The following is a 12,549-nucleotide window of genomic DNA, read 5'->3' on the forward strand; positions in this document are numbered from 1 at the left end:
ACGCGCGACGGCACAACGCGCCGCGCCGTGAGCGTGCTGGGGCGCGCGCCGGCCCGGGACGGGTGAGACGGCAGACGAGTCGGGCTGTACGCCGGGTTCTGTCTCCCGGTCGCCTCGCGGCGGCCGGGGAGACGGCCATCCATCTAGGGCCGGCATTGCTGCCGGCCTCGTGCGGTCTACCCGTGAACTCGGGCGAGCAGCCCTCGAACGTTCACGCAGGCGCGTCCCATTTCTGGGGCGCCCCCTCTTGACCTTGCTCCGGGTGGGGTTTACCTAGCCGCCTGAGTCACCTCAGGCGCTGGTGGTCTCTTACACCACCGTTTCACCCTTACCCGGGACCGAGGTCCCGGGCGGTCTGTTCTCTGTGGCACTGTCCCGCGGGTCACCCCGGGTGGCCGTTAGCCACCACCCTGCCCTGTGGAGCCCGGACGTTCCTCGGGAGAACCCCGAAGGATCCTCACGCGGCCGTCCGCCCGGCTCGTCTGCCGTGATCGCCATCCTACCGGGCCCTGCGGACCGAGGGCCCTGCCGGTCCGCCTCAGCCGAAGTCGCCGGTCTCCAGGTCGAAGGCGAAGGGCTCGGGCAGCGGCAGACATGGCAGTGGTGCTTGGCCTCGCGGCCGGCCTGCGGCTCGGTGGAGGTCATCACATCACCTCCACCACCAGGGCTATGCCTTCGGGGGCCATCCAGGATGCGGCGCCGCGGAAACGGCGGGGTTCCAGAGGGGCGAAGGCGCAGGCATCGGGGGGGACCGGCCGTCCATGAGAGCGGAGTCCTTCCCCCCGATCGTGGCACAGGCCGACACGGCGTGGACGGAAGCGCGGGGAAGGAGAGCGGTGCTTGACCTTGTCGCGGCGTCAACGTTTCTACTGGCCGCATGCGTATCGGAGAGATCGCCGCGCTCGTGGGAGTCACTTCCCGGGCCGTCCGGCACTACCACCACATCGGCCTCCTGCCCGAGCCCGCCCGGCAGGCCAACGGCTATCGGGCCTACACCGTCCGCGATGCCGTGCTGCTGGCCAGGATCAGGCGGCTGACCGAGATCGGGCTCTCCCTGGACGAGGTGCGCGACGTGCTCGCCGACGACGCGGGGCGGGAGCTGGCCGAGGTGCTCGGGGAGCTGGACGCCGATCTGGCGCGGCAGGAGCGGGAGATCCACGAGCGGCGGCAGGTGCTGGCCGCGCTCCTGGAGGCGCCCCTCACCTCCGGCGGGCCGCTCTCCCCCGCCCTCGCCGCGCTGTTGGATCGCGCGCCCGCCACCACGTCCCCGGCCGCGGCGAAGGACCGCGAGCATCTGTCGTTGCTGGACGCGGCGGGCGACGGCGCCGGGGCCGAGATGTACGCCGCGCTGCGTCCGCTGGCCGAGGACCCGGGCGTTCTCGCCCTGTACGAGCGGCTCGACGAGCTGGCCGGGGCCGGGGTGGACGACCCGCGCATCGCGCCGCTGGCGGCCGAGCTGGTCGCCGCCGTACCGGACGAGGTCCTGGCGGTGATCCCCGACGGCGAGCCGTCGACGACGGGGATGGGGCGGGCGCTGCTCGACGACTACCCGCCCGCGCAGCGCGCGGTGGTGCGCCGGGTGATGGAGGCGCTGGCCGAGCGGGTGCGGGGGAGGAACACGTGAGTACCGGGAGGGCGGTGGGCCTGCGGGTGGCGCGGGTCGCGATGTGGGCCGTACTGCCCGGGGAGGTCGCGCTGGCGGTCTGTCTGGTGGCCGGGGTCCGGATACCGGGTGCGGTTCTGCTCATGGCCGAGGCCCTGGTGGTGGGCGTGCTCGCCCTGGAGGCGTACGTGATGTGGCCGCTGTACACGGCGCGGCGGCGGGCCGGGGACACGCGGCGGGAGGCCGGACTGTCCGCGGTGCGGGCCGTGGTGCCGGTGGCCGTGCGGCGGCTGGTGGTGCACGAACTCCGGGCGCTGCACAGTCTCGGGCTGTGGGTCCTGCGCCGCCGCCACCGGATTCCGGCGGGGGCCCGGCCGTTCTCGTACACCGAACCGCAGACCGGGATCATGTGGGCGTTCGTCCTCGTCTCCGTCGTGGAGACCGTGGTGCTGGCCCTGGTGATCCCCTGGCCGCTCGTCCACGCGATCCTCCTCGTGGTGGACGTGTACGGGATCGTCATCATCCTCGCCCTTCAGGCGGCCTGTGTGACCCGGCCGCATCTCGTGGAGGCCGACGGTTCGCTGCGGTTGCGCTACGGCGCCCTGTTCGACCTGCGGGCGCCCGCCGCCGTGATCGCCTCCGCCCGGGTGGACCGGCGCTTCCCGGACGGGGGGCTGGTCCGGGTGGACGCGGACGGGACGCTCGATCTGGCGGTGGGAAGCCAGACCACGGTGACGGTGGAGCTGACGGAGCCGGTCGAGTTCGTGCGGCCGCTCGGCCGGCGCGGGAGCGCCCGGACGCTCCGCTTCCACGCCGACGACCCACGGGCAGCGGTCGCGGCGCTCAAGAAGGGCGCGGAGGGCGCGGAGGAACGGGCAGCGTCCTGCCCGCTCACGCCGGAGCGAACAGCACCGTCCTCGACGCCGGACCCGCCTGGGTGAGCCGGACCCGCAGCCGCTCCCCCAACGGGAGCGGAGCCGTGCCGCCCTCGATCCGGCCGACGATCGCCGGGTCCCGGAGGTGGACCGTGCCGACGGCGGGGTCGCGGTCCCGGACGTCGACCACGTACGCGTCGAAGAGCTCGCCCACGCGCCCCTCCAGCAGCGCCGCCTCGACCAGGTCGACGCAGCCCCGCTCCACGGCGCCCGCGCGGCGCGTCCCCTCGGCCATCTCCTTCGGAAGGGCGGGGAGTGCCTCCCGTACCCACTCGGGAGGTTCCGTCCCGGCGGTCGCGGCGAGGCAGAGTTCGGACGCGTACCGGTCGACGAGACGGCGCAGCGGCGCGGTGCAGTGCGTGTAGAGGTCGGCGACCGCCGCGTGCACGGCGGGATCGGGGAGTTCGCCGTCGTCGAAGACCGTGTAGCCCGCTCCGCGCAGCAGGGTGGTGCACTCCTGGAGGAACGCCGCGTGGTCGCTCCGCGTCGGGTCGAGGGAGCGGACGACCTCCGCGTACGGGACGTGGTGCGGCCAGTCGACGCGCAGGGCGTGGGCGGAGCGCCGCAGCCGGGCCACGGCTCCGTCCGGGGCGATCGGCAGGGTGCGCAGGACGCCGGTGCCCGTGTCGGCCATGAGGCGGGCAGCGGTCATGCCGGTGAGCAGGGAGATCTGGGCGTTCCAGCCCTCGGCGGGGAGCGTGGCGCGGTAGGCGAGGCCGTAGGAGCCGTCCCGTTGGACGATCTCCTGTTCGGGGACGTTCAGCGAGATGCCGCCCCGGGCCCGTTCCTGTTCCTCGCGCAGCCGCCCGATGTCCCGGAGCAGGGCGAGGGGTTCCTCGGCCGTGCCCGCGTCGATCCGCCGTTGGACGGCCGCGTAGTCGAGCTTCGCGCGGCTGCGGACCAGGGCCCGGGTCACGTCGGCGTGGACGGCCCGCCCGTCGCCGTCCAGGTCGATCCGCCACAGCGCGGCCGGGCGGGTCTCGCCGGGGAGGAGGCTGGCGGCGCCCTCGGAGAGGACCGGTGGGTGGAGGGGGATCCGGCCGTCGGGGAAGTAGAGGGTGGTGACCCGGCGGTGGGCCTCGGCGTCGAGCGCGCCGCCCGGCCGGAGGAACGCGGCGACGTCCGCGATGGCGTAGTGCACCCGGAAGCCGTGCGCGCGGCGCTCCAGGTGCATCGCCTGGTCGAGGTCCGTGGAGGCGGGCGGGTCGATGGTGAGGAGCGGCAGGTCCGTGGCGTCCTCGTGGGCCGACAGGTCCGGGGCCCGCGCCGCCTCGGCCGCCTCCGCGAGCGCCCCGGGCGGGAAGGCGGCGGGCAGGTCGAGCTCGGTACGCAGCGCCCGCAGGGCGGCCCCGAGAGAGCAGTCGGCTGCACCGGTGATACGCAGGTGGCGGCGGGGCATGGCCCGAGCGTAGGCCGGGCGGGGGCGGGCGGCATCCGGGGCGCTCGCGCCTCCCGTGAGCACGGGAGGCGCTGCCGTCGCCGTAGGGGGACCCCCGCCCCGTCCCCGTACCCTTGCCGGGGACCCGGAGAGCCCGCACGCCGACCGGGTCCGCGCTTGTGCCGTACGTACGAAGGAGAACCGCCGTGCTCGTGCTGTTGCCGCCCTCCGAAGGAAAGGCCGCCTCGGGGCGCGGGGCTTCGCTGAAGCTTGAGTCGCTGTCGCTGCCGGGGCTCGCCCCGGCCCGTGCGACGGTGCTGGACGAGCTGGTCGAGCTGTGCCGGGCGGACGAGGAGAAGGCCCGTGAGGTGCTGGGGCTGAGCGTGGGGCTGCGGGGCGAGGTCGGCAAGAACACCGGGCTGCGCACCGCCGGGACCCGTCCGGCCGGGGAGCTGTACACCGGCGTGCTGTACGACGCCCTCGACTTGGCCTCGCTGGAGGCGGACGCGCGGCGGCGGGCGGCGACGTCGCTGCTGGTCTTCTCGGGGCTGTGGGGCGCGGTCCGGATCGGCGACCGGATTCCGCCGTACCGCTGCTCGATGGGGGTGAAGCTGCCCGGTCTCGGCGCGCTCGGCGCGTACTGGCGCACCCCGATGGCGACCGTGCTGCCCGAGGCCGCCGGGAACGGGCTCGTCCTGGACCTGCGGTCGTCGGCGTACGCGGCGGCGTGGAAGCCGGCGGGCGAGGTGGCGTCGCGTACGGCGAGCGTGCGGGTGCTGCACTCCCAGCTGGTGGACGGGGTGGAGAAGCGGTCCGTGGTGAGCCACTTCAACAAGGCGACCAAGGGCCGGCTGGTGCGCGATCTGCTGGTGGCGGGTGCGCGGCCGAAGGGCCCGGCGCAGTTGGTGGAGGTGTTGCGGGACCTCGGGTACGTGGTGGAGGCCGAGGCCCCCGCGCGGGCCGGGCGGCCGTGGTCGCTGGACGTGGTGGTGACGGACCTCCACTGACCGACCCCGAGGGGATGCCTTCGCGGACGGTGCGGCGGCCCCTTCGGAAGGTTGTTGCGTTCTGCGCAACGCTCGTTGCAGATATTGCCTTGGGCGCGGCAGGATGACCCCATGACCTCCTCTGCCGCGCCCTCCGCCCCGTCCGACGCCTCCGTGCTGGATCTCGCCCCCGTCGTCCCCGTCGTCGTCCTGCACGACGCGGCCGACGCGGTGCCGTTGGCGCGGGCGCTGGTGGCGGGCGGGCTCCCGGCGATCGAGGTGACGCTGCGGACACCCGCCGCGCTGGAGTCGATCCGGGCCATGGCCGCCGAGGTCCCGGGCGCGGTGGTCGGGGCGGGCACGGTGATCTCGCCCGAGCACGTACGGGACACCGTTGCCGCCGGGGCCCGGTTCCTGGTCAGCCCGGGGTGGACGGACACGCTGCTGGAGGCGATGAAGGCGTCCGGGGTGCCGTTCCTGCCCGGTGTCTCGACCACCTCCGAGGTGGTGGCCCTGCTGGAGCGCGGGGTGCGGGAGATGAAGTTCTTCCCGGCCGAGGCGGCGGGCGGCACGGCCTACCTCAAGGCCCTGTCCGCGCCGCTCCCCCAGGCCCGGTTCTGCCCGACCGGCGGCATCTCCCTCGCCTCCGCGCCGTCGTACCTCGCGCTGCCCAACGTCGGCTGCGTGGGCGGCAGCTGGATGGTGCCGGGCGACGCGGTGGCGGCGAAGGACTGGGACCGGGTGGCTCGGCTGGCGGCCGAGGCGGCGACGCTCGGCGCGTGATCCCGCGGACCTGAAGAGCCCCCTCAGGGCGGGAGCTCCACGGCGTGAGACCCCTCAGGGCGGGAGTTGCGCTGCGTGAGCCCCTCAGAGCGGGAGTTGCGCTGCGTGAGCCCCTCAGAGCGGGAGCTCCACGGTGTCAGGCCCCTCAGCGCAGGAGCTGCACGGCGTAAAGCCCGCCGACGCCGAGTGCCAGCATCCCCAGCAGCAGCCGCAGCGCCGTCTCCGGGAGGCGGGGCTGGAGGCGGGCGCCGAGGTACCCCCCGCACAGTCCGCCGAGCCCGCAGGCCAGGCCGAGGGACCAGTACGGCGCGATGTCGCCGGTGGTGGTCAGGGACAGCAGGGCGTACGTCCCCGCGCCGACGGCCGAGGTCACGAAGGTGGCGGCCAGCGCGGCCGGGGCGACCTTCGCCACCGGCATGCCGCGCCCCACCAGAATCGGGCCGAGGAGCGATCCGCCGCCGATTCCGTAGATCCCTCCGGCCACGCCGACCGCCATGGCCAGCCGGGTGACGGCGCGGGCCGAGGGCTCCCGGGCGGCGGCCGTGCGGGAGGCGCGGCGCAGGGTCCGCAGGCAGAGCCAGCCGCCCAGCGGCAGCAGCAGGACGGCGATGAGCAGCCGGAACACCGACGGGCCCGGCACCGCGAACACCCGGATCACCGCGCCGACGACGACGCCGGGAACGGTGCCGAGGACGAGCAGCCGGGTCAGCGGCCCCCGCAGGGTGCCGGCCCTGTGGTGCCGCAGCAGGGCGCCGGGGCCCGCCACCACGTTGTAGAGCAGGTTGGTGGGGGTGACCGCCGGGCTGGGCACCCCCAGCACGCTGATCTGGACCGGCAGCAGGAACACCGCGCCGGAGACGCCGACCGGCGCGGTGGCCGCGGAGATCAGCAGACCGGCGGCGAACCCGAGCAGCCCGGTCGACCCGTCCATGCCCGGCCCGCTGTCAGCGCAGGTGGGACGTGTCGTTGAGCAGGCGTACGGAGGCGTTGCCGTCCCCGTAGTAGGCGACCGTGGAGATCGAGGCCGCCGACAGCTCCATTCTGAACAGCGCCTCGGGCGGGGCTCCCAGGGCGAGCCGGACGAGCGTCTTGATCGGGGTCACATGGGTGACGAGCAGGACCGTGCGGCCGGCGTACCGGGCGACGATCCGGTCCCGGGCGGCCGCGACCCGCCCGGCGACCTCCGCGAAGCTCTCGCCGCCGCCGGTCGGGGCGGTGTCCGGGGAGGCCAGCCAGGCGGTGAGGTCGTCCCCGTACCGCTCCCGTACCTCCCCGAAGGTCAGGCCCTCCCACGCGCCGAAGTCCGTCTCGCGCAGGCCTTCGTCGATCCGGACGTCGAGGCCGAGGCGGTCGGCGACGGCCGCGGCGGTCTCGCGGCAGCGGCGCAGCGGGGAGCTGACGATCGCCTGGACGGCGCCCAGGGCGGCGAAGTGCTCGGCGGCCCGGGCGGCCTGGTCACGGCCGGTGGCGGAGAGCTCGGGGTCGGTGCCGCCGCTGCCGGAGAACCGCTTCTCGGGCGTGAGGGCGGTCTCACCGTGCCGGAGCAGGACGAGCGTGGCGGGTGCGCCCAGGTCGGGGGCCGATCCCCAGCCGGTCCGCGGTGGCCCGGCCGGCTTCTGCTGCGAGGAGCCGGCCCCCTCCGGCGCCGTTCCGGCCGGCTGACCGGGGCCCGGCGTTTCGGCCGGTGCGGCGGGGACCGTGACGTCCGGCACCCCGGGCTCCGGCACCGGGAAGAGGGTGTCGGCCGCCGGGGCGGACGCGCCACGTGCGGCGGCGAGGGCCGCACGGGCCCTGGCCGCGCCGGCGACCTGGTCGCCGGGCGGGCCCTGGGCGGGGGGCGGGGTGCTCACGGTGCCGCGCGCCGGGGTGTCGAGGGCGGCCGTCGAGGCGGTCGCCTCCCACTGCCGGCCGTCGCGGCCCGCGTCCATCGCCTCGTTGGCGAGCCGGTCGGCGTGCTTGTTCTGCGCGCGCGGGATCCACTCGTACGTCACCGAGGACGGCGGCAGGACCGCGGCGGCGCGGGCCGCCAGCGGCTTCATGTCGGGGTGCTTGATCTTCCAGCGCCCCGACATCTGCTCGACGACCAGCTTGGAGTCCATCCGGACGTGGACCCGCAGCGCGTCCCCCGCGTCCGGGAACAGCGCCTTCGCGGCCGTCAGGCCGGCGATCAGGCCCCGGTACTCGGCGACGTTGTTCGTCGCGACGCCGATGTACTCGGCGGCCTCGGCGAGGGGTTCGCCGGTGGCCGGGTCGATGACGACCGCACCGTAACCGGCTGGCCCCGGGTTGCCCCGGGATCCGCCGTCGGCCTCGACCACCACGTGGCGCGCGGCGCTCATTACAGGCCCGACTCCGAGGTGCGGACCAGAATGCGGTGGCAGTTCTCGCAGCGCAGGACGGTGTCGGGGGACGCGGCGCGCACGTCGCCGACCTCGGCCATGTTCAGCTCAAGACGGCAGCCCTCGCAGCGACGCTGGTAGAGCCGGGCGGCGCCGACCCCGCCCTGCTGGGCGCGGAGCTTGTCGTACAGCTTCAGCAGGTCGGCGGGGATGACCTCGGCGACGACCTGGCGGTCCTTGGTCACCGTGGCGGCCTCGGCGTCCAGCTCGGCGGTGGCGGCGTCGCGGCGGGCGGTGGCGTCGTCGACCTTGGCCTGGACGGCGGCGACCCGCTCGGTCAGCTCGGCGACCCGTTCCTGGGCGCCCTCACGGCGCTCCATGATCTCCAGGACGACGTCCTCCAGGTCTCCCTGGCGCTTGGCGAGCGAGACGAGCTCGCGCTGGAGGCTCTCCAGGTCCTTGGGCGAGGAGACCGCGCCGGAGTCCAGGCGCTGCTGGTCGCGGACGGCGCGCTGGCGCACCTGGTCGACGTCCTGCTCGGCCTTGGTCTGCTCGCGGGTGGTGTCGCTCTCCTCGGTGGTGGAGGCGACCAGCAGGTCACGCAGCTGGGCGAGGTCGCTGCCGAGCTGCTCGAGCTCGGCGTGCTCCGGCAGCGAGGTGCGCTTGTGGGAGAGCTGGGCGAGCCGGAGGTCGAGGGCCTGGACGTCGAGAAGTCGGATCTGGTCGGCGGGCGCGGCGTTCAGTTGGGGGCTCCAGAGGAATGGTGGGTGGTCCAGGGGTCGGTGACCTGCTTCGAGACATGGACCCGCAGGTCCCATCCGTGGCGGTCGGAAAGCGCGTCGAGCTGGGCGGCCGCCTGCTCGCACCAGGGCCACTCGGTGGCCCAGTGCGCGGCGTCGACGAGGCCGAGCGGCGAGTGCTGCACGGCTTCGGAGGCCGGGTGGTGGCGCAGGTCGGCGGTGAGGAAGGCGTCGACGCCCGCGGCGCGCACGGCGTCGAAGAGGCTGTCCCCGGAGCCTCCGCTGACGGCTACGGTGCGCACGAGCGCCTCCGGGTCGCCGGCCAGCCGGATACCCTGCGCGGTGGCGGGGAGCCGGGCGGCGGCCCGGGCGGCGAAATCGGCGAGGGTCTCGGGGTGGTCCAGTTCGCAGATCCGGCCCAGTCCGCGCCGGCCCTCGGGATCGGTGGGGTCGGGGACGAGGGGCCCGGTGATCCGCAGGTCGAGGGCGCCGGCGAGGGCGTCGGAGACGCCGGGGTCGGCGGTGTCGGCGTTGGTGTGCGCGACGTGGAGCGCGATGTCGTGCTTGATGAGGGTGTGGACGACCCGGCCCTTGAAGGTGTCGGCGGCGACCGTCGTCGTCCCGCGCAGATAGAGCGGGTGGTGGGTGACGATCAGCTGGGCGCCGAGTTCCAGGGCCTCGTCGGCGATCTCGCGGACCGGGTCGACGGCGAACAGCACCCGGTCGATCTCCGCGTCCGGGTCGCCGCAGACCGTCCCGACCGCGTCCCATCCCTCGGCCCGCTCGGGGGGCCAGAGGGCGTCGAGGGCGGCGATGACTTCAGACAGACGGGGCACGGGGGAAAGGCTACCTGTCCGGGGTGGTCCGTCGCCCCTGGCCGCCGGACCTGTACGCCAGGACCGGCGGCCGGACACGAATCGTTACTTCACCGCGTCGGCGCCGGGCACGTACCGCGTCGGCCTGGCGCACGTACCCCGTCGGCCCGGGGCCGGCTACTTCACCAGGTCCGCGCGGAGGTCGTCGAGGACCAGGCCGGCCGAGGTGACGCCGAGGCCCAGGTACCAGGTCTCGTCGGAGACGTCCTTGGCCCGGCCCTCCTTGACGGCCTTCAGGTTCTTCCACAGCGGGTTGGAGCGGGCGGTGTCGCGCTGGGTGGCCTTCGGGTCGCCGTAGACGCCGGTGAAGATCCAGTCGGCGTCCGCCTCGTCGATCCGCTCCGGGCTGATCTCGGCGGCGAGGTCGTTGATCTGCTGGTTCTTCGGCCGCGGCAGACCGACGTCTTCGAGGATCGTGCCGATGAACGAGGCCTTGGCGTAGAGGCGGAGACGGTCGGGCATGTACCGGACCATCGAGACGGTCGGCTTGTCGGGGCCGATGTCCTCGCCGAGCTTCTTCGCCTTGTCCTCGTACGCGGCGAGCGCCGACTCGGCCTGCTCCGTGCGGTCCAGCGCCTGGGCGTTGAGGAGGTAGTTCTCCTTCCAGGTGAAGCCCGGACGGATGGAGAACACGGTGGGGGCGATCTTGGACAGCTCGTCGTACTTGTCCGCGGCGCGGAGCTGGCTGCCGAGGATCAGGTCGGGCTGGAGGCCCGCGATGGCTTCGAGGTTGAGGCTGTTGATCGTGCCGACGCTCTTCGGCTCGCCCGCGCCCTTCCTCAGGTAGGACGGGACGGCCGCGTCACCCTCGCTGGGCGCGTAGCCGACCGGCTTCAGACCCAGCGAGACGACGTTGTCGAACTCGCCGACGTCCAGCACGACCACGCGCCGGGGCGCGGTCCTGATCTCGGTCTTCCCCATCGCGTGGGTGACCGTACGCGGGAACGCGCCGGCCTCGGCGTCGGTGCCGTAGGCGGCGGTCTTCTTCGCCGCGTCCGCGAAGTCCTTGCCGCCGGTGGCGACGGCGGCCTTCTTGTCGCCGCCCGCGTCGGTCTTCGCCGCGTCCCCGCCGTCACCGCCCCCGCAGGCCGACAGGGAGAGGGCGGCCGCCACGGCCAGGGCGACTGCGGCGGTACCGCGGGGTCGAAGGGACATCGCTTGCTCCAGAGGGTCCGCGTACGTGCGTGGGCACGGTTCTTGGTTAGGGCCGCCTAACCATAGACGCGGCCACCTCCACCAGCACATCCACCCCCTCCACCTCAGGAGAATCCGGGCATCACCACCCTTATGTGTGAAGTCAGGTGGCTCGTGTTGTTCGGCTGGAAGTGCGAAAACTAGCTTTCGTAGCCGGAGGTGACGAGTCCATGACTGCCTGTGCCATCGAGGGGGGATCCGCCGGGGCCGCCGCGGCGGCGGAACCCGAAGCGGAATCCGGAACGGAACCCGACCCGAAGGAGTCCGGAGCGGAATCCGGCCTGAGGGAGTACGGGGCGGAACCGGAACCGGAGGGGTCCGGCGGCCCCGTGAAGTCCGCCGGGGCGGAGGCCCCCGGCCCGCCCGGATTCCGCGCGGGCGAGCCCGGTCCAAAGACGTCGTCCGCCGTCGGCGTCCCGGCGACGCCGGCCGGTGACGCGCCGCTGCCCGGCGGCTTCACGCTCACCGCGGACGGGGCCTATGCCGCCCGGCTCACCGCGGCTCCCGGCCCGCCGGGCGAGCGCGCCTGGTACCCGGAGCGGTGGACGCTGGACGGACCGGAGCCGTATGCGGTGTCCCTCCCCCTCGATCAGCCCGAGGAGCCGGATGCCGAGGTGGCGCCGCTCGCCGACGGGCGGGTGCTGATCCGGCGGCGGGTGGCGGACCGGCAGCAGTTCTCCCTGCTCTACCCGACGGGGCCCGGGACCGGCGAACTCCTGCTGGGAGCGGTCGAGTTCGCGGAGATGACACTGTTGCCGCCGTCGCCGGACGGCCGGTGCGTCTACGCCCTGTCTGCCGGCGACCTCTACGCGTCGCTCTGGCTGGTGGCGGGCGGAGCGTGCGGGCCCGAGGAGGTCGCGCGGATTCCCGGGCGTTGTTCGGGCGGGGCCTGGCTGGACCGGGAGGGCCGGCTGCTGGCGCTGGACCGGCGCCCGCCGGGCGGCGGACCGGTCAAGGCGGTCGCCGTCGATCTGGGGCGGGCGGGCGAGGTGACGCCGCTGCTCCAGATCGCGCCGGACAGCGACGACCGGCTGCTGCTCGCGGACGCGGACAGCGGGCTGCTGCTGATCCGCTCGGACGCCCCGGGGCAGGACCGGCTCGGCTGGGGGGTGCTGGGGAGCTGTCTGCCGGTCAGGTTCCCGGAGTGCCTGCGCCTCGCCGGCGCGGCGGTGACGCCGTTCGCGGTGCAGCCGGGCCAGATGCTGATGCCGGAGAGCTGCGCGGTGGCGCTGCGGATCGACGGGGCGGCGGGCAGCCGGCTGGGGGTCTGGCGGCCGGCGGGACGTCGGCTGCACCAGTTCGCCGCCCCGCTGGGCTGGGTGCCGGGGGCCGGGTACTGGAGCCGGGACGGGGTGCTGCGTCTCCCTTACGCGAACGGGGCGACGTCCTGCGGCGTGGCGATGCTGGACGCGCCCGGGGACGTGGAACCCTCTTGCGAGACCGGCCGTCCGGGTGACGCGGAGGGCGGAACGCAACCGTCCGCCGCCGTCTCCGTTCCCGCTGCGTGTAAGCCCGTTCCGTTGGGGCAGGCGCCCCTGCACCGAGGCGCTCGTTCTGATTAGGATCGGGATCCTGGGCTGCGCGGCCGTATCGGGCGGGTACCGACGGTGACCACGTCGGATGGCGGCGGCGGGGCCGGCGACACACGTAGGCGCGACACACGTAAGCGATCACAACGGGGTGACTTCCCACATGTCCGAAGCACGGATCGACACG

The 12,549-nt window shown here is 74.4% G+C and carries 11 protein-coding genes and 1 other RNA gene; 5 read left to right on the plus strand and 7 right to left on the minus strand.

The genetic code is table 11. The annotated features are described in order from the left end of the window. Window positions 1-71 precede the first annotated feature (71 nt). Window positions 72-481, minus strand: an RNA gene (gene rnpB, locus ACH4RG_RS13370) — RNase P RNA component class A. Window positions 482-877: 396 nt separating this feature from the next. Between rnpB and ACH4RG_RS13375 the strand changes: the two genes are divergently transcribed. Continuing rightward, a complete protein-coding gene (locus ACH4RG_RS13375) occupies window positions 878-1,624 on the plus strand; it encodes a MerR family transcriptional regulator (protein WP_397916553.1) in 747 nt (248 codons plus the stop codon). A gap of 41 nt (window positions 1,625-1,665) precedes the next feature. Next, window positions 1,666-2,544, plus strand: a complete 879-nt coding sequence (locus tag ACH4RG_RS13380) for a hypothetical protein (RefSeq protein WP_397917219.1) — start codon at window positions 1,666-1,668, stop codon at window positions 2,542-2,544. Here the strand turns inward: ACH4RG_RS13380 and ACH4RG_RS13385 are convergent. Next, window positions 2,495-3,937: an RNB domain-containing ribonuclease gene (locus ACH4RG_RS13385; RefSeq protein ID WP_398539510.1), complete on the minus strand. Its 1,443-nt coding sequence runs from the start codon at window positions 3,935-3,937 to the stop codon at window positions 2,495-2,497. The genes ACH4RG_RS13380 and ACH4RG_RS13385 overlap by 50 nt on opposite strands. A gap of 185 nt (window positions 3,938-4,122) precedes the next feature. Here ACH4RG_RS13385 and yaaA point away from each other — a divergent pair, with 185 nt between their 5' ends. Together yaaA and eda are read left to right on the plus strand one after the other, a co-directional pair. Beyond that, a complete protein-coding gene (gene yaaA, locus ACH4RG_RS13390; protein ID WP_397930308.1) occupies window positions 4,123-4,923 on the plus strand; it encodes a peroxide stress protein YaaA in 801 nt (266 codons plus the stop codon). Window positions 4,924-5,034: 111 nt separating this feature from the next. Further along, window positions 5,035-5,685, plus strand: a complete 651-nt coding sequence (gene eda / locus ACH4RG_RS13395; RefSeq protein WP_397916556.1) for a bifunctional 4-hydroxy-2-oxoglutarate aldolase/2-dehydro-3-deoxy-phosphogluconate aldolase — start codon at window positions 5,035-5,037, stop codon at window positions 5,683-5,685. A 145-nt stretch (window positions 5,686-5,830) separates the two neighbouring features. Here the strand turns inward: eda and ACH4RG_RS13400 are convergent, their stop codons facing one another. The 5 genes from ACH4RG_RS13400 to ACH4RG_RS13420 form a co-directional block, all read right to left on the minus strand. After that, a complete protein-coding gene (locus ACH4RG_RS13400; protein WP_398160860.1) occupies window positions 5,831-6,616 on the minus strand; it encodes a TSUP family transporter in 786 nt (261 codons plus the stop codon). A gap of 13 nt (window positions 6,617-6,629) precedes the next feature. Then, window positions 6,630-8,024 (minus strand): bifunctional RNase H/acid phosphatase, encoded by a 1,395-nt coding sequence (locus ACH4RG_RS13405; RefSeq protein WP_397930302.1) that lies wholly within the window; start codon window positions 8,022-8,024, stop codon window positions 6,630-6,632. Continuing rightward, window positions 8,024-8,767 carry a zinc ribbon domain-containing protein gene (locus ACH4RG_RS13410; RefSeq protein ID WP_397917220.1) on the minus strand — a complete coding sequence of 248 codons (744 nt, stop codon included), beginning with the start codon at window positions 8,765-8,767 and terminating at the stop codon, window positions 8,024-8,026. The genes ACH4RG_RS13405 and ACH4RG_RS13410 overlap by 1 nt, the downstream gene beginning before the upstream one ends. Then, window positions 8,764-9,600 carry a Nif3-like dinuclear metal center hexameric protein gene (locus ACH4RG_RS13415; RefSeq protein WP_397916559.1) on the minus strand — a complete coding sequence of 279 codons (837 nt, stop codon included), beginning with the start codon at window positions 9,598-9,600 and terminating at the stop codon, window positions 8,764-8,766. The genes ACH4RG_RS13410 and ACH4RG_RS13415 overlap by 4 nt, the downstream gene beginning before the upstream one ends. A gap of 156 nt (window positions 9,601-9,756) precedes the next feature. Next, entirely contained in the window at window positions 9,757-10,794 is a 1,038-nt protein-coding gene (locus tag ACH4RG_RS13420; RefSeq protein ID WP_398539511.1) for an ABC transporter substrate-binding protein, read from the minus strand. 209 nt (window positions 10,795-11,003) lie between these two features. Here ACH4RG_RS13420 and ACH4RG_RS13425 point away from each other — a divergent pair, with 209 nt between their 5' ends. Next, window positions 11,004-12,395 carry a hypothetical protein gene (locus ACH4RG_RS13425; protein WP_397916561.1) on the plus strand — a complete coding sequence of 464 codons (1,392 nt, stop codon included), beginning with the start codon at window positions 11,004-11,006 and terminating at the stop codon, window positions 12,393-12,395. Window positions 12,396-12,549 lie beyond the last annotated feature (154 nt).

This window comes from Streptomyces sp. NPDC021019, assembly GCF_044333295.1.
Lineage (GTDB): Bacteria > Actinomycetota > Actinomycetes > Streptomycetales > Streptomycetaceae > Streptomyces.

Coding starts and splice junctions, on each gene's coding strand:
- ACH4RG_RS13380 (WP_397917219.1), top strand. CDS start 1,666: ATGTGGGCCGTACTGCCCGGGGAGGTCGCGCTGGCGGTCTGTCTGGTG.
- ACH4RG_RS13385 (WP_398539510.1), bottom strand. CDS start 3,937: ATGCCCCGCCGCCACCTGCGTATCACCGGTGCAGCCGACTGCTCTCTC.
- eda (WP_397916556.1), top strand. CDS start 5,035: ATGACCTCCTCTGCCGCGCCCTCCGCCCCGTCCGACGCCTCCGTGCTG.
- ACH4RG_RS13420 (WP_398539511.1), bottom strand. CDS start 10,794: ATGTCCCTTCGACCCCGCGGTACCGCCGCAGTCGCCCTGGCCGTGGCG.
- ACH4RG_RS13375 (WP_397916553.1), top strand. CDS start 878: ATGCGTATCGGAGAGATCGCCGCGCTCGTGGGAGTCACTTCCCGGGCC.
- ACH4RG_RS13425 (WP_397916561.1), top strand. CDS start 11,004: ATGACTGCCTGTGCCATCGAGGGGGGATCCGCCGGGGCCGCCGCGGCG.
- ACH4RG_RS13400 (WP_398160860.1), bottom strand. CDS start 6,616: ATGGACGGGTCGACCGGGCTGCTCGGGTTCGCCGCCGGTCTGCTGATC.
- ACH4RG_RS13405 (WP_397930302.1), bottom strand. CDS start 8,024: ATGAGCGCCGCGCGCCACGTGGTGGTCGAGGCCGACGGCGGATCCCGG.